At 68.9% G+C, this 24806-nt stretch carries 23 protein-coding genes and 5 pseudogenes; 10 read left to right on the plus strand and 18 right to left on the minus strand.

Annotation, left to right across the window (positions count from 1 at the left end; genetic code table 11):
- Window positions 1–840 precede the first annotated feature (840 nt).
- Window positions 841–1497: a helix-turn-helix domain-containing protein gene (locus tag E6U81_RS34205; protein WP_136233892.1), complete on the minus strand. Its 657-nt coding sequence runs from the start codon at window positions 1495–1497 to the stop codon at window positions 841–843.
- A gap of 489 nt (window positions 1498–1986) precedes the next feature.
- Between E6U81_RS34205 and E6U81_RS34210 the strand changes: the two genes are divergently transcribed.
- Entirely contained in the window at window positions 1987–3099 is a 1113-nt protein-coding gene (locus E6U81_RS34210; protein ID WP_136233893.1) for a hypothetical protein, read from the plus strand.
- A gap of 307 nt (window positions 3100–3406) precedes the next feature.
- On the opposite strand, the pseudogene E6U81_RS41410 reads toward E6U81_RS34210, so the two are convergent.
- A pseudogene (locus E6U81_RS41410) lies at window positions 3407–3879 on the minus strand (transposase); the annotation flags it as partial.
- Here E6U81_RS41410 and E6U81_RS41415 point away from each other — a divergent pair.
- On the plus strand, window positions 3872–5005 hold the full coding sequence (locus tag E6U81_RS41415) for a hypothetical protein (RefSeq protein ID WP_240804179.1): 1134 nt from the start codon (window positions 3872–3874) through the stop codon (window positions 5003–5005). The pseudogene E6U81_RS41410 and the gene E6U81_RS41415 overlap by 8 nt on opposite strands.
- A gap of 607 nt (window positions 5006–5612) precedes the next feature.
- Here the strand turns inward: E6U81_RS41415 and E6U81_RS34230 are convergent.
- Complete coding sequence (locus E6U81_RS34230) at window positions 5613–5819, minus strand: hypothetical protein (protein ID WP_136233895.1); 207 nt, start codon at window positions 5817–5819, stop codon at window positions 5613–5615.
- 34 nt (window positions 5820–5853) lie between these two features.
- Between E6U81_RS34230 and E6U81_RS34235 the strand changes: the two genes are divergently transcribed.
- On the plus strand, window positions 5854–6261 hold the full coding sequence (locus tag E6U81_RS34235) for an STAS domain-containing protein (protein WP_136233896.1): 408 nt from the start codon (window positions 5854–5856) through the stop codon (window positions 6259–6261).
- A gap of 665 nt (window positions 6262–6926) precedes the next feature.
- Here E6U81_RS34235 and E6U81_RS41825 read toward each other — a convergent pair.
- A complete protein-coding gene (locus E6U81_RS41825; protein WP_276615835.1) occupies window positions 6927–7049 on the minus strand; it encodes a hypothetical protein in 123 nt (40 codons plus the stop codon).
- A gap of 712 nt (window positions 7050–7761) precedes the next feature.
- Between E6U81_RS41825 and E6U81_RS41420 the strand changes: the two genes are divergently transcribed.
- The gene (locus E6U81_RS41420; RefSeq protein WP_240804173.1) at window positions 7762–8493 is read left to right on the plus strand and encodes a DUF6461 domain-containing protein; all 732 of its coding nucleotides are present in this window, start codon (window positions 7762–7764) and stop codon (window positions 8491–8493) included.
- 195 nt (window positions 8494–8688) lie between these two features.
- Here the strand turns inward: E6U81_RS41420 and E6U81_RS40220 are convergent, their stop codons facing one another.
- Both E6U81_RS40220 and E6U81_RS34245 read right to left on the minus strand, forming a co-directional pair.
- On the minus strand, window positions 8689–8847 hold the full coding sequence (locus tag E6U81_RS40220) for a hypothetical protein (RefSeq protein ID WP_168714814.1): 159 nt from the start codon (window positions 8845–8847) through the stop codon (window positions 8689–8691).
- 482 nt (window positions 8848–9329) lie between these two features.
- The gene (locus E6U81_RS34245) at window positions 9330–9914 is read right to left on the minus strand and encodes a hypothetical protein (protein ID WP_136233898.1); all 585 of its coding nucleotides are present in this window, start codon (window positions 9912–9914) and stop codon (window positions 9330–9332) included.
- 155 nt (window positions 9915–10069) lie between these two features.
- Here E6U81_RS34245 and E6U81_RS41830 point away from each other — a divergent pair, with 155 nt between their 5' ends.
- Window positions 10070–10204 (plus strand): hypothetical protein, encoded by a 135-nt coding sequence (locus tag E6U81_RS41830; protein WP_276615836.1) that lies wholly within the window; start codon window positions 10070–10072, stop codon window positions 10202–10204.
- 294 nt (window positions 10205–10498) lie between these two features.
- Here the strand turns inward: E6U81_RS41830 and E6U81_RS34250 are convergent, their stop codons facing one another.
- Window positions 10499–10810, minus strand: coding sequence for a hypothetical protein (locus tag E6U81_RS34250; RefSeq protein WP_240804174.1), 312 nt, complete (start codon window positions 10808–10810; stop codon window positions 10499–10501).
- A gap of 136 nt (window positions 10811–10946) precedes the next feature.
- On the opposite strand from E6U81_RS34250, the gene E6U81_RS34255 reads away from it, so the two are divergent.
- Complete coding sequence (locus E6U81_RS34255) at window positions 10947–11174, plus strand: hypothetical protein (RefSeq protein WP_136233899.1); 228 nt, start codon at window positions 10947–10949, stop codon at window positions 11172–11174.
- Here E6U81_RS34255 and E6U81_RS34260 read toward each other — a convergent pair.
- The 3 genes from E6U81_RS34260 to E6U81_RS41835 all read right to left on the minus strand — a co-directional run bounded on the left by E6U81_RS34260 (window position 11164) and on the right by E6U81_RS41835 (window position 15130).
- Entirely contained in the window at window positions 11164–12966 is a 1803-nt protein-coding gene (locus tag E6U81_RS34260) for a pentapeptide repeat-containing protein (RefSeq protein ID WP_240804175.1), read from the minus strand. The two genes, E6U81_RS34255 and E6U81_RS34260, sit on opposite strands and share 11 nt — an antisense overlap.
- Before the next feature lie 336 nt (window positions 12967–13302).
- Entirely contained in the window at window positions 13303–13773 is a 471-nt protein-coding gene (locus tag E6U81_RS34265) for a lamin tail domain-containing protein (RefSeq protein WP_136229177.1), read from the minus strand.
- A 547-nt stretch (window positions 13774–14320) separates the two neighbouring features.
- A complete protein-coding gene (locus E6U81_RS41835) occupies window positions 14321–15130 on the minus strand; it encodes a DUF6233 domain-containing protein (RefSeq protein WP_346766194.1) in 810 nt (269 codons plus the stop codon).
- On the opposite strand from E6U81_RS41835, the gene E6U81_RS34275 reads away from it, so the two are divergent.
- The gene (locus E6U81_RS34275; RefSeq protein WP_240804178.1) at window positions 15015–15479 is read left to right on the plus strand and encodes a DUF4262 domain-containing protein; all 465 of its coding nucleotides are present in this window, start codon (window positions 15015–15017) and stop codon (window positions 15477–15479) included. The two genes, E6U81_RS41835 and E6U81_RS34275, sit on opposite strands and share 116 nt — an antisense overlap.
- A gap of 141 nt (window positions 15480–15620) precedes the next feature.
- Here E6U81_RS34275 and E6U81_RS34280 read toward each other — a convergent pair.
- Window positions 15621–15935: pseudogene (locus E6U81_RS34280) on the minus strand (IS110 family transposase); the annotation flags it as partial.
- A gap of 361 nt (window positions 15936–16296) precedes the next feature.
- Between E6U81_RS34280 and E6U81_RS34285 the strand changes: the two are divergent.
- Both E6U81_RS34285 and E6U81_RS34290 read left to right on the plus strand, forming a co-directional pair.
- On the plus strand, window positions 16297–16542 hold the full coding sequence (locus tag E6U81_RS34285; RefSeq protein WP_136233903.1) for a DUF2283 domain-containing protein: 246 nt from the start codon (window positions 16297–16299) through the stop codon (window positions 16540–16542).
- Between the two features lie 166 nt (window positions 16543–16708).
- Window positions 16709–16840, plus strand: a pseudogene (locus tag E6U81_RS34290) (IS5/IS1182 family transposase); the annotation flags it as partial.
- A gap of 71 nt (window positions 16841–16911) precedes the next feature.
- Here E6U81_RS34290 and E6U81_RS34295 read toward each other — a convergent pair.
- From E6U81_RS34295 to E6U81_RS34320, 6 genes and pseudogenes are all read right to left on the minus strand, one after another.
- Window positions 16912–17319 (minus strand): annotated as a pseudogene (locus E6U81_RS34295) (transposase); the annotation flags it as partial.
- Window positions 17320–17593: 274 nt separating this feature from the next.
- A complete protein-coding gene (locus E6U81_RS34300) occupies window positions 17594–18280 on the minus strand; it encodes a hypothetical protein (RefSeq protein ID WP_136233904.1) in 687 nt (228 codons plus the stop codon).
- Between the two features lie 251 nt (window positions 18281–18531).
- Window positions 18532–19134, minus strand: coding sequence for an Imm21 family immunity protein (locus E6U81_RS34305; RefSeq protein ID WP_240804176.1), 603 nt, complete (start codon window positions 19132–19134; stop codon window positions 18532–18534).
- A 75-nt stretch (window positions 19135–19209) separates the two neighbouring features.
- Window positions 19210–20064: pseudogene (locus tag E6U81_RS34310) on the minus strand (IS5 family transposase).
- A 57-nt stretch (window positions 20065–20121) separates the two neighbouring features.
- The gene (locus tag E6U81_RS34315) at window positions 20122–20550 is read right to left on the minus strand and encodes a RacP protein (RefSeq protein WP_136233905.1); all 429 of its coding nucleotides are present in this window, start codon (window positions 20548–20550) and stop codon (window positions 20122–20124) included.
- Window positions 20551–20554: 4 nt separating this feature from the next.
- The gene (locus tag E6U81_RS34320; protein WP_136233906.1) at window positions 20555–21673 is read right to left on the minus strand and encodes a DUF6192 family protein; all 1119 of its coding nucleotides are present in this window, start codon (window positions 21671–21673) and stop codon (window positions 20555–20557) included.
- Between the two features lie 517 nt (window positions 21674–22190).
- Here E6U81_RS34320 and E6U81_RS34330 point away from each other — a divergent pair.
- Window positions 22191–22436 (plus strand): hypothetical protein, encoded by a 246-nt coding sequence (locus tag E6U81_RS34330; RefSeq protein ID WP_136233908.1) that lies wholly within the window; start codon window positions 22191–22193, stop codon window positions 22434–22436.
- A 302-nt stretch (window positions 22437–22738) separates the two neighbouring features.
- Here the strand turns inward: E6U81_RS34330 and E6U81_RS34335 are convergent, their stop codons facing one another.
- On the minus strand, window positions 22739–24193 hold the full coding sequence (locus E6U81_RS34335) for a DNA cytosine methyltransferase (RefSeq protein WP_168714820.1): 1455 nt from the start codon (window positions 24191–24193) through the stop codon (window positions 22739–22741).
- Window positions 24194–24806 lie beyond the last annotated feature (613 nt).

A 24806-nucleotide genomic window follows, 5' to 3' on the forward strand; every position in this document is an offset into this window, starting at 1 on the left:
CCGCAGGCGAACCGGCATATCCGGCAGGGGGCCGATCGCTTCGAGACAGGCGGCGCAGGGCGTGCCGTGGGAGCCCGCTGGCCCGGGTGCGCCACAGTGGTCGGATGCGCCGCCGGACCCTGCCCTTGCTGATTGCCGTCCTGTTGGCCTCGTCGGGGTGCGTCTCCGTCGCCCCCGCCGACGACAAGCCACCCCGTGCACCCTCGGGCATCGCTGCTCCGACGTCGGCCACGGACTCAGCCACGGACCCACCTGGGCAGGAGCGCGCGTTGCCGCTGTCGGCACTGCCTTCGGAGCCTGCGCCCGCATCCGTCGCGGCCCCGGCGACTGTCGCGGCGGCCCCCGCCGAGGAGAAGCCGGCGGCTCGCCCCCGGCAGGTGTCACAACCGGTGCAGCAGAAGGAGCGTCCGCAGACCCGGGTACGAGTCGAGCAGAAGAGGACGGCGGCGGCGAAGCCGAAGCGCCCGCGTTCGGCGGTTGGTGTTCCGCAGGGCAAGCCGAGGGCGAAGAAGGTACGGCTGCCGGTGCCCTCGGTTCCTCGGCGGTCGCAGCCCGGCCGGGTGCCGGGGCAGCTGGACATGGCGGAACTCTGCCGGGCCTCTCACGGCGTCACGAGTCCGGCGATCACGCAGCTTTGCGGGGCGTCGCTCCGGTAGCCGTGTCCTGGCCAACGCGACGGATCAACACCGGCGCTCCATGACCGCCTTCGGTGACCGCTGCCGCCGTGGTCGGAGCGTGCGGCGCGGGACCGGAATGGTGATGCCGGGCCCGCGCGGACTTGGGACGGTGGGTGCGGGGCAGTGGTGGAGCTCCGTCGGGATGGTGCTCCACCGCGGGTGGTCACCCTGTTGCGTGCTGGCGTGCTGCTGCGAGGAGCCGCTGCGCGGTGCGGGTGCTGACTGCGTATCGGTGGACGATCTCGGAGGTGGTGAGGGGTGACCGGCGAGTCAGTTCGGCGATCTCGGCGATACGCGGGTCGTGGCGGGGACGTGGTGCTCGGTTGCGAGGGTCGCCCGGCCGCTGGCCGGGGTTGTGGTGCCGCCGGTCGCCTGCGTCGCGTCGGGCCTCGACGGCGTGGCGCGGCCACCAGGTCCGGCCGTGTCGGTCGGTGCCCTTGGGCAGGTAGCCGGTGCTGGCGTAGGCGCGGACGGTGGAGGGGTCGATACCGAGCAGCGCTCCGGCCTCCTTGTCGGTGAGGAGGTCGCTGGGGTGGGGACCCGCACTGGGAAGGGTGGGGATCGCCCCGGCGAATGCCGTGTCGTCCAGTCCGTTGACGGGGGCTGGGCGCTGGGTGGTGCGGGTGTAGGTCAGGGCGCGGTGGAGGATGGCGGTGGCGTCGTGGTGGTCGGCGGTCGCGGCGTGCAGGACGTTGGCGACGGCGTTGGTAAAGGCGGCCTGGATGGGCGCTTCGTGGCCGGGGATGCGGGCGGCTTCCGCCACGAGCTCCACGCCTCGGTCGACGGCCGTCGGTGCGTCCGCGTGTTCGCTGAGGTCCATGTAGGTGTGGACGGTCGCCAGACCGGTGGAGGCGTACGCGTCCCGGAGGGCGCCCGGATCGCCGCGATGGCTGCGGCGGCGTCGGTGTCCAGGTCGGCGGCGGCCGGACCGGAGTGGAGTGGATCTCCTCGTGGTCTTCGGCTTCGCCGGTCGGGCTGTAGGTGACCACCCACCCGTCGTGCTGGTAGGCGGGGTAGCCGGTCTCGCACCCCTTTGAGTGAGAACGGGTTCTGAGAACGAATGAGGGGTCTCGCGGACCCTCCCGGCTGCCCGCCGGTCCGGTTCGTGCAAAGGACCGTTTGCGAGACCCGTCGGACACATTCCCGCAGATAGAGAGCATGTTCGTGTCAGGTGGGGCGGGGTTGCTGTCAAGCGGGTTCCGCCGGACATTCAGGACCATGTGGATGGCGTGCGGGCGTCTATTGAGACCGGTGGTGGGCGGTACAGGATGTGAGGGTCCGGTGAAACACATCACAGGAGGAGAACCCCATGTCGGTCGCACCGCTGCCGGGATACGCTTACCGGCTGAAGAACAAGGGAACGGGCCAGTACCTCACCTCGGCCGACTTCTCGCCGACGTCCTACGCCACCGTCTACCCCTTGGAGAGCGGGGGCAACGGACTCCTGTCGCAGACCTGGCATCTGCTGGGCCTGGACAACGACCGGTACATAATCCAGCAGAAGCTGGGCGGTCTGGTGCTGACCAACGACAACTACTGGCCCGGGAGCCTGCCGTCCTTCTTCGGTGGAGTACGGCTGAACCTCGGCGGAGTGGACCGGAACGCGGACCAGAACGTCATCAACAGCCAGACCTTCGTCTTACGGCCGTCCGGAAGCGGCTACTACACGATCGTGAGCCACAACGGCGGCGGATACGCGTCCGCCGCCCCGAACGGGAGCGTCAGGCTGTACGCGTCCCCCATAGACGGGGACAGGCATCTGTGGAGCCTGGAGTTCGAGTCGTCCTATCCGGCGGTCACCGGCGCCCAGATCGGTCCGACCACGAACTTCCTCACTGACCCTCCCCAGGCGACCAGCTTCTCCAGGCCGAGTCCGGAGACCACGACCGAAGTCCTGATCGGCGCCACCCTGCTGCCGTCGGTACTGGTCAACGACCCTCTGTTCGAGAACGACCGGCGACTCCAGGCAAGCGAGAGCCCCTGGTACATCGTCTGCCGCTTCGGCTTCTACCGGCTGAAGTACTTCTTCAACAACAGCGGGGTCTCCGCAGTCACCGAAACCCAGGAGGTTAAGGTCGGGGTGTCCACCAATAACGCCACCGAGGTCGAGCGGACCACCAGCATCTCGGTCACCGCCGAGGCCAGCTACGGCTTCAAAGGCTTCTCCGCCTCCCTCAGCACCACCTACACCAACCAGCTGCGCACCAAGGTCTCCCAGTCCACCACCGAGACCACCGAGAAGACGGTCTCGGTCAGGCGCGAGTTCGGCAGGGGCTACGAGAGCGCCCTGTCCATCTGGTACCCGTCCGACCGCTACGCCCTGCAACGGCTGGACGGCACCACCGTCGTCCAATGGGAGACGATCGCCGGGGACGGCGCCATCGAGCGCGCCTACGCCCCCGGCATGCCGAGGCCGAGTTAGCTTGCCGTTTAACCTCGGCGCGAGATGAGTCGGGCGAGCGACTCTGTGGGCCAGCAGAGGCATCCGAGAAGAGCGCTGGTGACCACGAACCAGTGGACACTGATTCGGCCCTGCTGCTTGTCCAGGATCGGTGGGGCCTCATCCCGGTAGACATAGCGGAGGTATCGGCAACGGACCGGCGCTCCGGCTATCAGCAGCACTGGCGAGGCGACGAGGATGGCCACCGGGACCAGGGCTCTCGCGACGGCGAGCTTTGCCTTCTCCTCGTATCGCATGTGCTCAGTGTGCTGATGCTCGATGTCGCTTGTCAGCCTGTCCTGCGGGGTTTGGTGCCGACGTTGTGGTGTGCGGGTCGGGTGTAGGACTCGCCGGTGGCGAGGACTCGTCCGACGTCGTAGCGGGTGGCGGGCTGCCTGTTCTTCGATCCGAGTGGTCGGCCGGGGCCGGGCCGAGTGGTTTCGGTGCACGGGCTGGCGTGCCCGTCTTCGTGTGCAGGTTCCTGAACCCGCGCCGGACGCTGGCAGGTGTGAGTCTGTTCGGTTCCGCCGCCCGTTCCCAGGGCCGGCGGAGATCCCGTGCGAGCGGGCGGGCGAGCCGGAGCTGGGCGTGTACGGCCAGGACGATCCAGGTCCAGCGGTCGGCCGCTTCGGAGTTCCGGAGCTTGGGGCGAGTCCAGCCGAGCGTCTGCTTGAGCAGGCGGAAGGTGTGCTCCACATCGAACCGTCGCAGGAAGGCCTGCCAGCATCGCTCGACGTCCTCGGGGCGGGCGCCGGTGCGGGAGGTCATCGCGTCCGCCCACGGTCCGGGCGAACTCCCGCAGGTCCGCGCGGACTTGGTCCTGCGCTTGAACGCGGAGAGCGTCGACACTGCCGTGCTCGAGGAGGGTACGCACCAGGGCGAGGGGGTGGCCGGCCGCCGCGAGCAGGGCGGCAAGACGCTCGGGCGTGAGGAAAGCCTGCAGGTCCTGATCCCGGTCGTGGACTGTCGCGTGGTCGTGGGGCAGGAAGTCGTCGAGTCGGGAGAGCGGGTCGCGCAGGTCGGCGACCGCGTGGTGGGCGGGAGCCCACCGGCCTTCCTGCAGCGCGGCCGCGATGGCGGCCACCTCGTGCAGAGGAGCGGGCGTGGTGGGCGGCATGTGCGCCGACGGCATGCGGGCCGCCGCCGTACTCGCTGTGCCGTTCCTGATCCGGATCGCCGCCGACACCGCCACCCCCACCGCGCCGCCGCGCTCGCCGAGGTCTCCTGCCCGGCCCGCGCCCGCCACTTCGGTATCGCCTCCCGCGAGGAACTGCTGCTCCACCGCGCCAGCACCCGGTACGACGACTACGACGAGTACGGCGTGGAGGTAACCGGCTGCCCGGCGGGCTGGTCGGTCGCCGCCGCCCGGGCCGCAATCACCGCCGACACCGCCCTCCTGCAACCCCTTCTCGACGACGACCCCGACCCCGCAATCCGTATCGACGCCGCCTACGCACTGGCCACCGCCACCGACTCCGAGCATGCGGTCCGTGCGTCCTTCCGTACCCGGCTCGCCGCCGAGCCGGACCCGGTCGTCCGAGCTGCCCTGGTCCTCACCACCGCCGAAGCCGCCCGCACCCATCCCCACCCGCCGACCACCGCGCGGATACGAGAGCGGTGGGAGGACCGGACACCGGCGCCCGAGGTCCGCCTCGCCGCCGCGATCGGCTGGCTCTGCCTCACCGGCGAACCCGCCCCCGACGACCTGCGCGCCACCGTCGACGACCTCGCCACCGAAGAGCGCGCCCACGCCATGGAAGCCCTACCCTGGATGGCCGCCGCCGGCGGATCCCGTGAGACGGGACTGCGGCGCTGCGTCCGAAAGATGCTCCACCCCGAACTGCCCGACCCTGCGGATTGCGACGACCCCTGGTGCCCGCACCACTGACAGCGAGAGCGTCGCTGGCCCGCCCCGTCGGCGTGCGAATGAGGTGGCCAGGTGCTGCCGACCGGGGGCGGTGCCGGCGACGTGTGACGGCTGCCGGGCCTGCCCGCGGTCGACAGCGCCACGGGGGCCGGGAGCAGCCCGTCCGATGGCCGCTCCACAGCGGTCGCCATTGCATCCCCTGACCGTGCGGGGCCGGGTGTCGGCGCGCGGGACGAGGAGTGAACCCCACCCGGACAGAGTGCTCTCGCCCGGCCAATCGGGGCGGCGCGGGCCGGACGGCCGCAGTCCTCGAACGCGACACTGTGTGAGACCTGGCCCGGATGGGGGGCTTTCCGTCGGGTCAGCCGGAGGGGCATGGCGAGCTGGTCCTGACACCTGACGCTGCCACCACACGGCTACATCCGCCACCCGCGGGCCGCCCACAGCACGGAACATCAGGTGCCAGGACGTGGGTCCGCCCCGGGCAGATCCGGGGGACCGGATGGAACCCCCGGAGCGGTGTGCGTCCCAGCCCTTCAGCGACCGGACACGCAACCGGTTGCGCACCCCGGGCCGCGGCGCCGAGCCCACCGGCTGCGCCAGCGTGCTCCGCGCGCACCTGCCGGCGTCAGTAGGAGACCCGGTGCAGGGGCAGCCCCACGGCGAAGCGTGCCTCCTTGAAGGACTCGCCCGCAGGCTCCGGCAGCCGGTAAGCGTGGCGGAGAGCCATCTGCAGCTCCTCCAGCCCGTCGAGGTCGAGGACGCCGGACAACTCCGCCTTGACGTCGGTGATGGCCGTCCCGGCCGCCCACTCCCGCAGCGCTCCCGCAGGCACACAAGCCTGTGGGACTGGGAGCGAGGAGTCCGCATTGATCACTGTCGACGTCCAGCACCGCGGCGGCACCGTCCTGCTCGGCGCCACCGGCGAACTCGGCGAGTACGCGGGTGAATCCCTCCGCGCGGCGGTGGACGGTGTCCCGGTTGGGGTGCGGGACCTGCTGGTGGACCTGCATGGCGTCCCGGTTATGGACCGCGACGGCCTGCTGAACCACCTGGACGCCCACCGGCGGGCGGAGCGGCGGGGACTGCGCGTCCTGGTCACTGGGTGGCAGCCGCAGCCCCAGCAGTGCATGGCCGACATTGCCGGAGTCCCCGGAGCCCGCAATGCCACCGGGGAGTGGTACGCCGTGGCAGGCTTTCGCAAGCTCATCGAGCAACGCGCCAACCACGCCCGGCACAGCGCCGACTTCACTGCCGGATGGCTCCCCTCTACCTGACCCGCGCTACACCACGGGAGCCAGCCAGCAGTAACGCGCCGAGAGCCCTTCCCCGCGGCCGACACCACCAAGAAGAATCCTTTTGCCCGCCACCGCCGTCCGCTGCTGGCCGCGAACAACAGAAACAGTCCGGCCGCCGTGCGCTCCGCTCCACGGCGGGCGGGGCCGGGCGGGACCCGGCCCGAGTCCAGAATTCTTGGCCTGCGATGGTTGCGGAACAACGTAAGCCGTCTGAAGGGGGCAATGGGTGGCACTGTGCACGCGGTGCAACGTAGGCGACACATCGGCATTCCGGCTGGTCAAAGATGGGCGGCGCCTATGGGTCTGCCACGAATGTGACGCCGTATGGCTCGGGGCCGCACTGCCCGAGGGTCCCTCGGACGGAACGCTGTTCCAGTACGTCGAGCGCTACGCGGGCCCGGGTACCCCTACGGACTGGGAGCAGATCGAGGCAGTCGGCGAGTGACGACGAGCGATGCAACCCGGCCAGCACCGAGGACACCTCACCTGCCCCCGAGACGGCATGCTGCCCGGCATCGAGCACGCTGTCGCAAGCGGCCGACCCTGCCCTTACATACGCCGGCGCCAGGCCTTCGCCGAAAAGCCGGGCACCGGCCGACCGGCGCGAGGCCGGGATACGCAGAACCTGTCCCTCGCAGACCGTCTTAGGGGTGGCGGTACCTGTTCACGTACCTGCGGGCGGCGGCCTCGCTCGTGCCGAGCGCGGTCGCGACCGTCTCCATCGGGATCCGGCCGACCTGCACCGCCATGGCCGCGTTCGCACCCACACCGGCGATCCGGTACCTGAGGTCTGCCAGGGCCTTCAGCGCATACCTCCCAGTCCCCGACGCCGTCGAGTGTGTACGCCGAGGTGCTGCCGTCGCTGTAGTGCACCGTGCCGGAGCCGGTCACCGCGCCACCGGTGGCTGTGACGAGGAAGCCGAGCGCGTTGCCGGAACCGGACACGGGCACCCGTACGGGAAACCCTGGAGTACTCACTCTCAGACTCCAAGCACGGCGCCGCCTCAGCCGTCTACCAGTACGGTCAAGCACTCCGCGGCAATGCACCGCTCTCGCGGGGCGAGGGATTGGCCGGGGCCAATCGGGCGAAGACCTGCGAAACCACGCTCGATCCGTTCGTTCGGCGCCCTGACATCAACCCGGACGATGAGTGCGACGAGTTCCCCTTCGCCGGCACGCTGGAGGGAGGAAGCGAGGGAGCGCAATGCGCGGACGTCATCCCCGTACTCCAAAACGGGACGTGGGTGATCACCCAGGCACGCGCTAACAAGCCGCTCACTGGGCACGAGCCCTGCGTGCGAGCGAACATGTCCGCGGAGGCGAACAGGTCGGCTGGAGGCAAGCTCGGTAGCTTCTGGAAGAACAACCGGATCCTGGACACCGAGAAGTTCGACCTGGTGTTCACCCCCTGATAGCAACGGCATCCGCGCATAGGGCCCGGGCTGTAGCCCGGGCCCAACGCCCCGATTGGAGGACAAGGTGCACAGCAACGACACCGACCCCGGCCCCTCGACTACCTGGGCCGACCACGAGATCATGTGGTGCCTGACCGTCACACGGGGCATTACGCCGACCGAGCTCCTCACCCGGTATGGGGCTCATCAGCCCGACCAAGTACAGCCCCTGACGCGGCAGGAGACGGAAGAGCTTGGTCAACGCATCAGCGACGAGACGATCCCGGGGACCGTACTCCGCGTCGGCACGGGAAACGGCTGGGCGTTCTGCCTCGAGGAATGGGGCTGGGTCGGTTCCACACGCGACGTACTGGCCCGCCTCTCCCACAACACGGAGAGCTTCAGCCTTCTCAAGGACGCCCGCGGCCGAAACATCTTCCAGGTCTGGCGCGACGGTCACCAAGCAGAGCGATTCGAGCCCGGCATGATCGGCACCCGTCCGGCCACACCTCACCCATGGTGGGACGCACTCGAGCAAAGCCGGATCTCATCAGGCCAGGAACACCCGGGCTGGGAAACCGTGCTGCGGTCCGTCTCCCAGCACACGGGGGTATCCGTCGACAACGAGACAGTCAACAGCCAGCTGCTGACGGTACTGCTCCGCGACGAGAGCCAGGGGTACGGCACGACTCCCCCTGCCACTCGGAAATCACTCGGCTTCGGACTGCAACTCACGCAGAGCGACACCCCCAGGAGTGAAAGCAATGAACATCACGGAGCCGCCGCCGCGGTTGGGGTCGATGTTCCGGATCTCTGAATCCGCCAGGATCTGCAGGAAGTCCGCTTCGGTCACTTCCAGGTCCGACCGCAGACGATCCAGATAGGTCGGCGGAACTGCTGATGTGGAGGCCAGCTGCAGATGATGCCGTGGGCTACCGACAACCGGCCAGGCTCAGCGCCCGCAAGGGGAATGCCCTACACAGAACCACCGATGCGGGCGCGCCGCGGGAACCTATGTCCTGCCGTCGCGCCATCTAGCCATCAACTCGCCCAGGGTGCGGCGTTGCTGTTCCTCCCGGGCGATCTGCCGGGCAAGGACGTCGCGGTCGATGTGCGGGTCGACGGCGGAGAGGACCATGCGCTGGAGTTCGTCCGGCGCCAGTACTTCCACCTCCCACTGCACCGTGCGGCGGGGATCGAAGCGAGCAGTGCGCCAGACAGCAGGACCCGGGCTTCGATCCGATACCTGCCGGACAACGCCCACCAAGCCTCCGCGCCCAATGCCCGGATACCCGCCCTTCTGGAGCTCCGGCAGTCATCTCCCCCGGCCCCGAGGTCCTACAGCTGCCAGGGCGCGGGGCATCGCTGGCTCGCGGGCGCCGGCTGGCCGGGGGCTCGCACGGGAGGGCGCCCTGCCGGGGCGCGCCGGTGTGTAGGAGATGCCCGATGAAAAAATTCGCCGCGTCGGGGTGCGGCGGGTCAATCAGGAGCGCGCCGCGACCGGCTCTACCAGACCCAGCGCGCCGCACTCGCCGAACTCGGTGTCGACTGGGCAGGGGAATGGTAAGCGTCCAGGGTCGCCGAGAGCAGCGCGGGGCGACCCACTTGCTTACAGGCGACGCGCTGGGCACTGATCCCCGCGTCAGCCACGGATCAGCCAGTGTTGGCACTCGCGCGCTCGCGGGCGCCGACCGTGACCGGGTGCTCATCGCCAAGGAGTGGAGCACTGAGTTCGGCGACGTACGCCCACTCGTTGGCGACGGTGCGCTCTGAGAGCACCCGGCCGGCCATGCGCTCCGCCCTCTGGTACTGCTCGGCAAGCCGTAGGTAGGCATGGCCCGTCTTCAACAGGTCTTGGACGCGGGGGCTCGGCGGCGGATCGGCTTCCGCTTTCGCAGCCGCCTTCCACCGCTCGATGAAACGCACGGTGGTCTCGTCCAGGTTCATCGAACCGGCGGGCGCGAACTCCACCAGCACCGCGACGAGCCGTTGCATCGTGTGGGAGTCCGGCAGCCGCGGCTCCGACATCACGTAGCTGATCGTGCTCGTGCCCAGGTAGCCGTCATCCGTCTTCTTCCCCGACTTGGTGGAGATTTTGGAGAGGCTGGGGCGCCCCACCTGCAGATGCAGGTCATGAAGGCTTTCGATGAGGACCTTCAACGGCCCCGCGTCGATCTGAGGCTTCTTCAGAATGCCGGGCCGTCCCATCGGCACTTCCAATCCATCGTCCAGAACCATCCAGGACTGTACAGAACCACTGGACTGGTGTCCGGGTTTGAGTGGCCGATGTCCGGGTGTTCGCAGTGACCACCCAGCGCCGAATCGTAGCCCCAAGGTCGGGGGAAGGGTCGTCCCGAAGCACCCACCGGGTGCCCAAGAAGGGGAGGACCCTCATGAACGAACTGCTGGTTACCGCTGTCCACGGACTTGTGGCGGAGCTGCCCGCAAACCTTGTCGCGGCCGCCGTGATCGGCGCTTCCGCGGCCATTGTACGAGCATGGCGCCGGCGCGTGTGCAAGCCGAAGTGACCCGTGATGTGCTGCCGGGTCCGCTCTCGCGATCATCAGGGTCGATCCGGAGGTGGCAGCGCTCCCCTACACCCTCAATCATGCGGAGCTTTTGGTCGACCGCGCCCACGGGCTTCTGGACTCGGGAACTCACCGGTGTGAAGACGAGCACCAGCACCAGCGGCCTCCCGAGACGCACGTTTCGGAAGGCGCTTGGTGCGAGTCGGCACTGTGCCGGTGTTCGGGAGGATTCGCTGACCACGACGGAGATCTCGAACTCCAACGGCTCATGTCCGACCCATCCGGCGCACACGGTCAGAGGCGTGCCAGGACCCGCTGCAGATCATCTCGGTTGAACGCGTGGCCGGAGGCGAGGAGAGTTCGGGCGTAGGCGTCCAGAGCAGAGATCAGCTCTTCCGAGAACCCCACTGCCGCAGGAAGGCCCCACGCATTGGCAAGCGCCTTGTCGAGATCGCTCGGATCCACCGGCGGTCGGTGGGTGTAGATCTCCCACGGCGGGACGACGTTCAACCTGCCTCGCTCGGAGCGTGGAACTTTGCGCTTTCCCGCTCGCTCCAGAGCCCGCAGCACCGCCAGTTCCGATGCGGCTGTCATGTCCAGTGCCATCGCAGTCCGGTCCATCCACTCAGATGCACTGACAGCGGCCTTGCCCTCGGGCGCCTCTGTCCTGGTCGATACCGGCACGACGCTAAGCGCCGAGCAAGAGGAGCCGAACAGGATCGCAGGACTTCAACTCAAACGAGTGGACACGCAGCCGCTGCTGGACGGTCCGACCACCGGACAAGGCGCGGCGTTGCAGCGCCTCGGCGGAAAGACGGTCTCCCGACCACGCCCCGACTTCGCCGTCGAGAACCTGGCCGTGCGGCAGCTGCGTCGCCGCGGTGACGAGGTCGACCCGACCATCGGGGACGTCGCCGCCTGGCCGCGGTGGAGGTCTGCCATGCGCTGGGGCCGTCGTTTCAGCGTTTGACGCGGTTGCGGACGGCGAGGATCGCGAGGCCCAGGAGGATGGGTTCGGTGAGGCGGGAGGTCATCTCGATGTAGGTGCCGGCGGTGGTCAGGTCCTGGCCGGAAGAGCGGAACACCACCGAGTTGAGCGTGACCTTCATTGCCTTCTCGAAGCGCTTTGTGGTGAACCGGTTCCCGGTGGGTTTTCGGGGATCGGCTTTGTCGATCACGAAGGCCACCGTGCCTCCCCCGGCCGGCACGATGCCGGTGGCCCGCTGCTTCGGGTCGTCCTCGGGCAGCCCGAAGCCCGTCATCAGCACGACGGTGGCCAGCATGCAGACCGCCAGCCAGCCCAGGGCCCGGGAGGCCCGCAGGCCGTAGCCGGACAGCGCCCAGTAGGCAGTCAGCAGCCTTCGCTCGCTGCGGGGGATGTCGTCGGCATGGCGGCGCATCTCCATCTCCCCGTAGTAGAAGTCGGCGGCACCCGGCTCGTGCTTGCCGTCCTCGAACGCCTTGCGCAGCGCCCGGTACACCGGCGCCAGCTGCAGCGGCCCGACCCGCCCGGCCCCGGGGGCGGCCTGGTTCCAGCCCGGGACCGCGGAGGACCGTCGGGCGCGCCAGTGGTGCTCTTCGGCGAGTGTGCGGCGCTCGGTGAACTGCACCGGGCGCCAGACCCGCCAGTGTCTGCCGGGCGGCACTGCGGCGAAGGAGCAGGCGCCCTCCAGGCGCACTTGGTCCAGGTGCACGGTTCCGGTGAACAGACACTCCGACAGGTCGAGGTCGGACAGGACGAGGTGGGCCGCGTCCACTCCGCGCAGCGAGGCCATCCTCACCGTGGCGTTGGGTTCGGTGGCGAAGAGGGTCTCTGGCATCGAATGCAGGTTGGACAGCAGCGGGAAGGGGTCTGTCTCCGCTGCGATGGTGAGGGGGTACTCGAAAACGGCATGGGCGAAGTCCACCGTGGTGTAGCGCAGACGTATCTCGGCCGTGGACAGCCAGCGGGTGCGTCGGCACTCCAGGTGGCGTGCGGCAAATAGGAGGGTGACCGGCCTACCGAATGTCGCCCCGGACAGGAGGATCCGCCCGGCACACACTAACGGCCCCAGATTGACCGCCCGTTCGAAGGTCGCCGACTCGAAATCGGCGTCGCCCTCGAAGGTCGCATGCTTGAAATCAATGCCGCGCTCGAAAGTCGCCGCGCTGAATGCGGCGTGATCCTTGAAGATGGTCGACTCGAACGTGCCGCTCCCGATGGTCGCCGCGGAGAACTTGACGCGGCGCTCGAACGTCACCAGCCTGAACCGGGCCTGGCCCTTGAAGGTCGCCTTCCTAAACCCGGCGAAGCCCTTGAAAACCGCCCACTTGAATTCGGCACTGCCGAAGGTCGCCGCCTCGAAATCGGCGTCACCCATGAAGGTCACCCGCCGCAAGTCGGCATGGCCCTCGAAGGTCACCGCCCCGAAACCGGCGTCGTCCATGAAGGTCGCCCCCCGCAACCTGGCGCCACGCTCGAGGGTCACCGCCTTGAACGCGGCGCCGCCGGTGAAGGTGGCCCCACCGAAGTCGGCGTCGCCCGCGAAGGTCGCAGACTCGAACTCAACATCGCCGTCGAAGGTCGCCTCGTTGAAGCTGACGGTGCCGAAGCGAGGGCGTCCCGTCGCGGGGTCGTGAACCGCGTTGAGGAGCTCGGAGAGAAGAAGTGGGGTGAAGGCGGTGCCCCTGTGGTCGACGCTGCTGCCGGGGGTGAGGCCGGCCAGGTACGCGTTGCGGTCGGCGTCGATCAGGTGGGTAAGACATGCGGTGTGGCCGGGCACATGGATGCCGCGGCATCCGACAGGGTCCTGCGAGCTGCTGCCGTGAGCACAGTGCGACCAAGCAGGCGGAGTCTGGCGGGGAACGGGAGTCGGCTGCGGCATACCCCGGAGGACGACTAAGTACAGCTGGATGGTTGCCGGCCACCCGACGGCGGAGCCCCCTCCGTCCGATCCTGGCGGAGGACAGGGACAGCCCATCGCGGGCAGCAGTGCGGGCCGCCGCCTGGTGGGGCGACGGCCCGTGCTCGCGGCCGGTCAGCGGCGGTGACCGTCTGGTCCGGCTACGGGTGGGTCCTCGCGCAGGCTCTCGGCATGGGTGCCGCCTGCGCGCGGGGGTTAGCGGCGGCGGCCCCAGGTTTCGGTGTCGACCGTGCGGCCGCGGTCATCGCGCAGGGTGGCGGTGTCGGAGCGGTTGTCCCAGACGTAGTCGCGGCGGTCCTGGAAGAGATCGGTGCGGGTGTCGCGGCCGTTTCCGGTGTGGATCCGGATGGTGTCACGGCCACCGATGCGGACGTTGTCGAAGCGGTAGCGGTTGCCGTCGTTGTCGCGCAGGGTCCAGCCGCGGAGGTTGATCGGGTTGCGGGTGGTGTTGCGGATCTCCACCCACTCGGCGTTGAGGGAGCGGTTGGAGCGGTCCTCGCGTCCGGGGCTGTCGGCCTGGACCCGGCTGATCTCCACCCGCGGCCGCTGCTGGTGGTGGCGGTCGCCGTCATGGGCGGCGGCCGGCAGTGCGGCGGCCGAGACGATCGCCCCGGCGGCCAGGACGGTGGCCGCGATACGGCGTACGGAGGAAGAAGCGGAAGACATAGGTGGCGCCCCTCAAGAACAGTCCCCCACCAGCCGAAACACGGTGGTGAAGGCGCTTGTCGTGTCGGCCCGGTTGAGCCGAGGGCCACACTCTCGACCCGGCACGACCCCGGGCGCATCTCCCGCCGACGCCGGTTACCGGACACGGACATATCCGTCACAGTCGCCTGCACGAGGCACGCATTTCACCCGAGCGTGGCCCTGACATTCACTGACCGTTACATCCATCCGCACCGGAGGCCGCACTTCCGGTTGGCGCGCTCCGGCGCACCACCGGGCGCACACCTCGCCCATCTCACCCGGCCGGACCAGTTGAGCAAGTAACAACCGTTCTGCGGAATTCTTCGCACGCAAGTTCGCAATCCGCACATGCTCACGCCCTTGCGCGGGCCGCCGTCGGCCCGGGGCGAAGGACGCTTCGGCCTGCAGCACCGGCGGCAGGCGCCCGAAAAATGCACACCTTCCTGCGGCCGGCGGCGGTCCCCAAGCAGCGGCGCCCCGGGTAGCTGCCGCGCGCGGGCAGGCACACGGGCGCGGCGAGCCGGCGTCAGGTGTCGAGGAGGCCCAGTTCGCTGTCGGGCCGGCACAGCGGGCACGCCATGACGCCGGAGGCCGTCAGCAGGAGCTCCCGGACGTTCTGCGCGGTCACGGGCCGGCCTCGGCTGCCCATTGGGCAGTCGCCGGTGTGCACCCGCTCCGGGGTGCGGCGGACGCCGGGATGCCGTACTCGATCCACCACTGCGGCGGCTCCGGCATCGGTCGGCGCCGGGCCTGCTCGGCGTCGGTCGCGCGGACCGCGGCGATCCCTCGTCGACGCGGGCCAGGCCTCCTGCTCGTGTCCCAGCCCGAAGTAGCCAGGAGGCCTTGGTCGCGGCAGGAATCGCCGGCAGGAGTCGGCAGCCTCGGGGAGCAAGCTGTAGGGCAAGCCGCCGGGCGGCCCGGGCCACGGGGACGGGTGGGCGGTGTCGTCCGGCGCGAACGGCGGTGCACCACGGCGAGACCTGCCCGCGCCGGTCGATACCGACCGGAGCGGGGGTCTGGGGACCGGCGAAGGCCAATGCAGTTGCCTTCGCACGGTGGCCCACGAGGCACCCCGACCAGCGGGTGTTGATCCTGACTGCTTGGATGCGTAGGTGACTGACCAGACCGTGTCCTCATCGTGCCCTTGTGTGCTGTGCGATCCCGCGACCTCGGCGACCCTTCGGGCGCGCCGACAGCGGCGGAAGCGCTGGTCCCGGGTGATGGCGGACGTCCGCAAGCATGGCTGGCAGGTGGTGGGTGTCGGTGGCGAAGACATTCCGGGCTGGTCATTCACCGTCGGCCTGTGGCATTCCTGTCGGATCCCGGAGATCGTCATGTTCGGTTTGGAGCTTGAGGGGCTGATGCACTGGGTCAACGACGCGGCCGCCGAGCTGCGTGGCGGGGCGGCGACGGAGCCCGGCGCACTGCTCTCAGGTGTCATCGAGGGGTACGACGTCCAGGTCCAACCCGTCGACGTCAGCTGGCATCGCCCTCTGCTGGGCACGGCCGTCGGCTTCTACCGCCAGGCCCCGGTCCCCTTCGTCCAGCTCGTCTGGCCCGACCGGAATCACCGCTGGCCGTCGGACGAGCAGGCCAGCCCCGGCTGCCGCGCGCAGCCCAGTCTGTGGCTTCCGGTCGACGAGCACCCCACCGGAGTCTGGACCGAGGAGGCAGCCAAGCAGTGAGCGGATGCGAGCCGACGGGGCGGGCGTGGGCGTCTACGGCAGTGTCGGGGCCCGGGTTCCCTTGAGGACCGGTCTTCCGGCTCGGCGGTTGCTCTTCGGCTTCGTGGTCTGGTTGTGCGCCCAGCGGCCGGGCTGGACCGTCGCGTCCGTCTTGGCCTCACCCGGGTAGAGATCGGCGATCCGGCGCATCGTCAAACCCGGCAGATAGGCGACCGGGCAGCCCATGTCCCTCGCGACCGCCAGCGGCAGAGCCCCGATCGAGGCCGGCTGATCGACCACGACCAGCACCGTTCCGTGCTTGGCCTGGAGTTTCGCGAACAGTTCGCGGAGCTTGGGTTCGGTGTGGGGCAGGCGCTTGTCGAATGCCTTCTTCCCGGCCGGGGTGACGGCGGTGGCGTGGTGTTCGCCCTTGCCGACGTCCAGGGCGAGGAAGACGTCGATGTCGCCGGTGTCGATCACGTACAGGCCCCTCCATCACGTTCTCGTCCGGCCTTGCCTGGGCACCGAGCTGCCACATCCACGTTACGGAGAGCTCTTCCGGCTCGGGTGAAGCCGGTGCTCAAGCCCCTCATCAGCGGTCCGTCGATGCCTCCGGATCCGGTGACACCACCCCCCAGATCATGAACAACAAGGGGGGAAGTCATGCCGGACCCGAAGGCCGGAGGCCCCATTGCGGAGCCACGAAAAAGACATCCGATGGAGTTAGGAAGTCAATGTCTTCTGTCTCGGCGAACACCCGTGACTGGCTCTGGCAGGATTTCCGCAGCCGAAGATCGTCTTTTGCCGCCGCCAACCACATCAATGGAGTGTGCCCGCCATGGCAGACGTCCGGGTCACCTATGACAAGACCGCGAACGCAGCGTACGTGTACCTCACAGATCCGCAGGTGCGCACGAAGTCCTCGCGCATGTATCCCTGTGATCCAGCGGGGGTCGACGGCATGATCAACCTTGACTTCGACGAGCAAGGGCGCCTCATCGGTATCGAGGTACTGGCGGCCAACTCCAAGCTTCCCGAGTACCTGCTCGAGTCATCTGAGCGCCTGGATGCTGGAGACGCATGACCTGGCTGAGCAGGAGGGCGGCCGACACTGCATCGAGAGCAGAGTAGCGAGGTGGTCAGGTTCAGTGGCGGAGAACAGTTAGGCCGCGATGGCTAGTTCGAGCTTGCGTGGGGCCGGGAAGGCGATGTTTTCGCTGTAGAGCGTGCCGGTGGCCAGGCAGTGGTGGAGGCAGCCGAGGAGCCGGTTGTCCCGGATGAAGAACTGGAAGATCCTCCGCGACTGCCGCCAAAAGGGAGACGGCCTCCACCACGCCATCCAAGCCGTCGCCACCATGCACAACCTCGCCATGACACGGTGAAACAACAGGCCAGACGCCACTTCGACCCGCCAGGCCCGACCTTCTGCAACACCCTTTAGCTTGTTCTCTATCTACCAAGATCTTCCGGGTTTGCCGATGGCCTTGAGGGTCTCGGGGCGTTTGACGGTCTTGCCGACGTCGTAGCGGGGTGCCCGGTGTTTGTTCTTGGCGCCGGGTGGCCGTCCGGGGCCGACGCCTCGGGGTTTGGGAACACGGGCCGGGCAGGCGAGGTGGGCGCGGATGTTCCTGAACCCCCGGCGGACCCGGGCGGGGGTGAGCCGGTCGGAGGCGGTGGGTTGCTCCCAGGGCCGGCGGAGGTCCGCGGCGAGAGGACGGGCAAGGCGGAGCTGGGTGTGAGCGACGATCAAGATCCAGGTCCAGCGGTCCGCCGCCTCGGGCGTGCGGAGTTTCGGTGTGGTCCAGCCGAGTGTCTGTTTCGCGAAGCGGAAGGTGTGCTCGAGGTCGAAGCGGCGGAGAAACGCTCAGGGACAAAGGGATCTGTGGAAGTCCTGAGGCGATCCACGGGCTCGTCGGAACCTTGACCGAGAGCGACAATCCGATCAAGGACTGGCCCGGTCTCAGCTCCTACGGACTCTCGGCACAGTCGTTCCACCCGAAGATTGCTGGTGCACGGCTCTACGCCGACCGGCTCCAAGCCACCATGGCAGGCTGGACCCTGTGAACTGACGGCGGGGGCGCCGCACTTCTGGTGCGTCGCCCCGCCAGCGCGTCGGCCTTCGGGTGTATCCAACGTCACCTGCCGGCCTCGACGCTCAGGTATGAACTTGTGAGTGTCCAGACGAAGAGTGGTCCGTGTTCTTCCCGCAAGGCCGTCAGAGGCTGCCGGGACGGCTCTGAGAGGCATCGCCGGTAGACGGGGCGAGGACCGCTGCATTGCTCCTCGAGCGGGGCACCTGGCTTTGGCGCGTCCCACGAGAGGGACTCCCCCGTGGCGCTGGCCATCCGGGGCTGATAGGAGCGAGGATTCTCGTATCCGGCCGTCTCGTAGAACGCCAGAGCGTCGCGTACCGATGCCGGGGTCCACGTGGTGGGTCCCCCCGCAGCGGTGACCCGTTCAACAACAGTCGGTACAGGCAGGCCAGGGGCAAAGTAGAGGTGCAGGCGCATGACACAGACCAGCTTCATCCGGGTCGGTGGGTCGGGGTCGATCGGGTTCGATGGTGCCCCTCTAATACAGTCGTCCACCAGCTGAAGGTGCACGGGCGTCAGCCAGGGATAGTGCGCCTGAACGGCAGCCGCCTTGGCGCGCAGCTCCTGTTCTGCTGCATCCCGCGCTGTGGCAGTGCTCTCCGACGTCGCCAGCTTGCGCAGGCCGGCATCGGTCGAGCCGCCCTTGCAGGCACTGATGCCGTAGAACAGCAGGACGCACACACCGGCCAGAACCTTCTTGCAGGACCTGGATAACCAGGCATCTGCCATGGGGCACTCCTAAACCAGGTTGAGATCCCATCAGTCTGCCGTGCCGAGGCGGCGGTGTCCTGAGTACCGATACTCAGGACACTTAGTACCTGATCCATATCCCCTGTGGTGGTCCTCCGCCGACGTGGTCCGGGTCTAGATAGCGTCAGGCCAGGGGATCAACGGACCTTCGAGGAGAACGAGCCGCAGTCTCGGTCAGGGGCGGGTGCTGGCAGCGCGATGTTCGACTCCTCGTGTTCTGACGGTGGGAGTCAAGGAGTAGTTGTCGGCTGAGCATCGGCCGGGAGGAGTTGGACTACGCCAACCCAGGGGAAATCACCGGTCTTGTGGAACGCACGGACTTCCCATCGCCCTGCGGGCACCGGAACTGGGGCTTCGGCCGGTTGTCCTCTGCCGTCGGGGTAGGGCACGCCGAGATCCTCGCCGGCCTCGGCCGAGTCCATGAGAACGGCTGGGCCATCAGTGTCCCAGACTCCGCACTTCTCCCACGGCGTCGCCGGGTCGCTCAGGACGGCCTCGGCGGCGGCGAGCAACTCCGCGTCGGAGTCGGCGGCGAGCCACCGAAGGAAGATCCTCTGCTCGGGCAGGTAGCAGGTGGTGGCGGGCTCGTCGCCGAGCACCAGCGCGGACGCAGTGCGGGTGTCGCCCAGGCTGATCACTTCGGCGTACTCCTCGACCGCGCAGGCCCGGTCGTAGTCGTCCGGCTGGTCGGTGTCACCGTTGATCATTCCGTCCATGGTGCAGCCGCCCCACTGGTGCAGCGCGGACACGGGAACGACGATCAGCGGCCCACCCATGGACGGCACCCAGGCCAGACCAAGCCTGTGGCGGATGGCGTTGTCGCTGTTACTCATGCGCGTAGTCTGCCGGTGCCCAGTGACACGCCAAGCTACTGGACGGCTGCGAAGGTGCCACGGGTGTGACTGCGGTCAGTCGCGTGTGTGTTCGCGGGAGGGCGGCTGGCTGGCCCGGCGGGACTGTCGGCGGGTGATTCGCCTGGTCATGAGGGTGATCGCGGCCCAGGTGATCAGCGATTCTGAGTGTTGGATGAGCCGTTCGTAGTCGCGGGCGTGTCTGCGCGCGTGCATGACTCAGGCCAGCGACCGCTCGACCACCCAGCGGCGGGGCAGGACGACGAACCCGACCGCGTTCTTTGGCCGGCTGACGGTCTTCAGCGTCAGGTTCAGGTACTTCTTCGCCCATTCGACGAGCTATCCGGCGTAGGCGGAATCGGCCCAGCCGATCGTGATCTCGGGGTGCATGAGCCGCAGCCTGAACAGGACTTCCTTCGCCGCGTCGCGGTCGGTCATGTCGGCGGGGGTGACCATGACGAACAGCGGCAGGCCTTTGGTGTCGACCACCAGGTGCCGCTTCCTGCCGTTGATCTTCTTCGCCGCGTCGTAGCCGCGCGAGTCTTTACCGACTGTCTCGGCGGCTTTGACGGACTGCGAGTCGATGATGGTGGCGACTGCTCCGGGTGACCGGCCCATGTCCCGGCGGACGCGTTTGCGGAGCTGGTTTCGGATCTGCCCGATCACCCCGGCGGCGGCCCAGCGGGCCATGAAGTTGTAGCAGGTCCGCCAGGGTGGATAGTCCTTGGGCAGGGCCCGCCACTTGCAGCCGGTGTCGACGACGTACCGGATCGCGTCCACGATCTCGCGCCGCGGGTGCCTTTCCGGCCGCCCGCCGCGAGGGGTCTCGCAGGCCGGGACTGGCAGGAGCGGTTCGATCAATGCCCACTCGCCGTCGTAGGTGTCCGAGGGGTAGCAGCGGCGCCGGGCCAACGCCCCCTCCTTTCATGGGGGTGGGGGCTGGCCGCGAAGCGGTCGGCCCCCACCGGGTCATGCGTCGATGTAGTCGGCGATCACGTCGAGTGTGGACTCGACGGAGTTGAGCTGGGTGTTCAGGTGCCGGATCCACCGGCCCTTGGGTTGGAATGCTGCGTGCGGGGCGACGACGCCGGTGATGAACCGGCGGATCTCGGTGAGCTTCTCGCGGATGACCGCGACCTCGTAGGCCTGAAGCTCGGTCGGGTCGGAGCAGAACTTGTAGCCGTCCGCTCTCGTCCAGATCAGGGGCGGCCAGCCGTGTTCGGCGATGGTGTCCCGCAGGCAGGCCAGGCCTGAGCGGGCCTGGTGGGCGGAGAGCTCACTTGACCTGACCAACTGGTTGAAGGCCAGGCCGGCCGGCCGTGCCTCGAAGAGGATGAAGCGGACGGTGTCGGCGTGCCGCTGGGCCGCCGGTGACCGGCGCTGTGACGCGCGCGGCATCCCACTACTCGCCTTGCAGCAGGCGGGCCAGCTCACCGTCGACGTCGACCTTGCCGGTGTCGACGGCCGTTTCGATCCAGTCGAGCGTCGCCCGTACCCGGGCGACGTTCTCGTGAATGATCACCTTCTCGTTGTCGCTGAGCTGCCGGTCCCGCATCCCGGGAACGACCCGTCCGGAGGCAGCGACGAACGCGTGGCAGGCGGTGATCAGGTCCAGGAACTCCACCGAGCGGTCGATCCGCTTCACCGCCGGCGCGACCGGACTCGTCCGCTCGAAGTCCTCGCGGGCCTGCCGGCCCCGCTCGACCTGAGCGTGATTGACCTGGTGACGGGCGGTGTCGTCCGACATGGCCCGGAAGGCGACGTCCGGCCGGCGCAGCAGGCCTGTGGTCACCGTCGCGGCGACACTCTCGTCGCGGGTCAGTTCCTCGACGGCCCGGACCCGGTCTTCCTGCCGGACCTGCGCGACGACGGTGGGCCGCTTGAGCAGATCGCCGGTGACGGCCGCGGCGATCCGTTCGTCCTCGACCAGCGCGTGGGCCGCGCTGATCCGGTCTTCCTGGCGGACCTGGGCGACCACGGACGGACGTCGCAGCAGGTCACCCGTGATGACCGCGGCGACTTCCTCGTCCCGCGCGAGGGTGTGGATCGCGCTGACCTTCTCCTGAGGCGTGATCGGCCTCTCGACCTGGCGGCCGACCCTCCGCGACGCGTCGTCGGGAGTCCACCGGGCCTTCCCTCCTGGTGGGGTGAGGATCGCGGTGAACCGCTCCTCCTCGTTCGAGATGGCCGCCAGGATTCGGTGGACCGTGAAGGATACGCGGGCCTGCCGGTGCTGTTTGGGCCACCGCGAAGCAACCCAGCGGGCTCCGTTCACTGCCGAATAGGACAAGCCGATGTCCTCGGCCAAGCGGAACAGCGAGTCCTTGACCGTGAACAACTCCTCGCCCCTGTCCTGCGGGCCCTGCTCTCGCATGGGCTCGATCTCCAAGGCGTAGTCCCCGACCGCGAACTGACCCCGGGCCTGGGCTTCCACGATTTTGCGCAGCTCCGCGACGATCTGCTCGTAACGGTGGGCGCTGACGCTGCCGACCTTGTCGGCACTCTCGATCTTCTCGGGCATGGTTCTCACCACCCTGAACGGGCCGGGGCACGGCCCCTCGGCCGTGACAAGACGCGGCCCGCTGTTGTGACCGAGAGTCGAACCCACCTGCCGAAGATCACAACAGGTGACCGGAAGAAGCCCGAAGCTGATCGGAAGGCTGATTCAGATGCGTTCGTGCAGCGGTCACTGTGACTGTTCTCCGAACGATTCGTTCCGCGACCGCCCGGCCCTCATGACGCACCGGCGCGAGCAGTAGACAGCGTCCGAGCGCCGATCCACGCCAGCCACCCAGGGCGTCCCGCACTGGGGACACGTCACCCGACCCGCCCCGTTCAACTCCGCCATCACCCGGCGCCGCAACCGACGATCCCGCCGCCACGACCTGGCACGACATGCCGTCGAACAGAACACGGCGTCCGGCCGCGCGTCCGGCCTCAACCGGTCACCACAGCCCCCACACACCCGCACTCCGGGCCGCCCGGAACCCTCGGACACCACTACAGGCTACGGCCCCGAACACCTCGAAATCAGGGATATGGATCAGGCACTGAGCCGCGCCCTCGTCTTCGAGGTACATCCAGCGGATGTGGAGGACGACCGCTCGCTGGGCGCCGTCGCTGTCGGTTCCTCCGTCGATGACGTGGATGGTGTCGGCGCAGTCGTAGCCGTACTTGGCGGCGTCCTTGAGCTTTCGGCGGAGAGCAGGCGGACGGCGTCGAGGGTGAAGAAGGGGGAGACGAAGCCGTTCCAGCGGTTTGCCGGGTCGACGACGGCGGGGTAGGCCTCGGTTCCACCGAAGGTGACGCGGGTGAGGACGGAGCCGTTCTTCGGGGAGGACGATGGGGTCATGACTCTCCTGGTGTGAGTTCGGTTGGGTTGGTCGGCTGCCACCACCGACCACAAGACAACTATACCAGTTATTCATCACTTCCTCGGCGGATGAAAACTGCACCTCGCTGCATTCCCGCAGCTGAGCGGCTCCCCGGCGTGGCCGCCCCGGACGACCGGGACGGCCTTGCCCGGCAGTGCGGTCCCGCCACCGGTGGCGCAGCCCCGGGACTGCGCCACCCTGCGCGGGCTGGCCTACGCGGCCAGCGCCAGCCGGTCCGCCGGGACGCGCGCGCTGCGCTGCTGCGGCACTTCCACCGGCGCCGCGGCCTTCGCTCCGCGGTAGACCCGGCCGAGGTAGTCCTCGACCGGCTGACGCCACGGACGGCCGGTCAGAGCGCCCAGGACGACCGCGCCGACGGGCGGGCACATCACGTCCCCGATCCGCTGGAAGGCGCTCGTACGCGAGTCCTCGCGGGCCGTCGGATCCGAGGCGCGCCAGGGGTAGGAGGGCAGGAATCCGACCAGCTGTCCGGCCTCGGCCTCGGTCAGCCGGTGGCCGTCCGACTCGCGGTACCAGGTCCTGGCCTTGCCGGTGAGGCACCAGCCGGTCTTGTCGGCGGAGAAGGTGTTGCCGCCCTTGGGGCGGCCGTTGGCGTCCAGTCTCCGCGTGCCGCGGGTGTTGACCCGCTCCCCGGGCGCCCAGCCGAGGGCGGCGGCCAGGGTCTGCTCGGCGAAGGGCAGGCCGGACCGCACGGAGCCGGGGATGCGGCCGTAGCGCACCGCCATGAAGAAGACCCGGCGCCGGTGGGTGGCCACTCCGTAGTCGGCCGCGTCCAGTTCGGCCCACTGCTGCTGGGACCAGCCGGCCAGGGCCAGCTCGAAGCTGACCGCCTCCCGCACTTCTGCGGGGAGGTTCGCGGACTGCTCCATGGCGACCCACCGCAGGGTCTCGCCGTGGAGCTGGAGACCGAGGGCCCAGATGAGCACCTCGGCGACGAGCCCGGCTTCCGGGTCCGGCATGGCGGCCGCCATGGCGCGCACCTCGGCCCATGTCATCCCGGAGCGGTCGCGGTACCCGCCGTTTCCGGCCGCCTCCCCGGCGGCGCGCAGCATGGCGGCGAGGACCTGGAGGGACTGCGCGGTGAGTCCGGCGCGCTTGCCCGCGGTGGACCAGGCCGGGCAGGGCGGGGAAATGATGACGCCGACGGTCCAGCGCAGGGCGGGGTGTTCGGGGTCGAGCAGGGTGATGTCGCTGACGATGCGGCGGTGCCCGGCACGCTCGGCGGTGGCGCAGGCATCGCCGGAGAGGTCGAGGCCGACGGCGTCGTAGCGGGCCCCGAGGGCTTCGAGCCCCTCGTCCCAGCCGCCGGGGCCGGCGCAGACGCCGACGACTCGCTCGCGGTCGCCCTCACGGGGGCGCAGGAGCCAGCGGCCGGGCCAGGGCGCGGCCATCTCGTCGAGCTCGACGAGGACGTCGTCGGGGATCTCGGCGCCGAGGTCGAGCGCGAGGTCGGCGAGGCGGACCGGGCAGGTGCGCTCCTCGAACCAGTCGATGCAGATGATGTGACTGTGCCAGTCGGTGAAGCCGCAGCGGGTGGTGGTGTCGTCGTGGTCGGGCAGGAGGTGCACGAGGCCTTCGGCCGCGGTACCGAGGGCGGTGACGCGGATGGGTTCGGCGACGCGCTCGGCGGTCTGAGCTTCCGTCATGAGCTGCTCCCCTCGGGTCGGCCGGTCCAGCGGCCGCACGGTGTGCTGTCGGTCGCCGGTCGGGCGCCACTCCCGACCGGCGACACAACTACACTCACTATTCATCACGAATGGCCAGGAGGGGCGCACCCCTTCCTCCGGAACCGTCCCCGGCGGTCAGGCGGCCAGGGCCAGGGCCAGGGCAGGACCGTGCGCTGGCCGGTGCTCGCGCGCGCGTCGAGGGCGAGCGGCAGCTCCCGGGCCCGGCGGGGGGATTCGGCGGCACGGATCTCGAGGGCGGAGAGGATCAGAGTTTGTCCGTCCAGGCCGAGGGCGTCGGTGATCTGCTTGAACAGCGGGGCGATCTTGTCCCGCTTCAGCGTCGAGGTGCACAGACGGCGGGTCCGGCCACATCTTGCGCTTCTCGACGAGGCCGAGCAGGCCGCGGTCGCCCTGGACGGCAATGAACTCGACACCCCAGCGCTCGGCCTGGCGCTGGGCTAAGGACTGTCCCGTAAATGATCTTCGGGTCATCTCGGGCATGGCTGATCACGGTGAAGCCCGTTGGCCTATCCGGCGAGAGCGAGGTTATGCATCCGGGCGATGCCGAGCATCGCGTGATGGACACCGTCTC

The organism is Streptomyces sp. A0592 (assembly GCF_004795115.1).
Lineage (GTDB): Bacteria > Actinomycetota > Actinomycetes > Streptomycetales > Streptomycetaceae > Streptomyces > Streptomyces erythrochromogenes.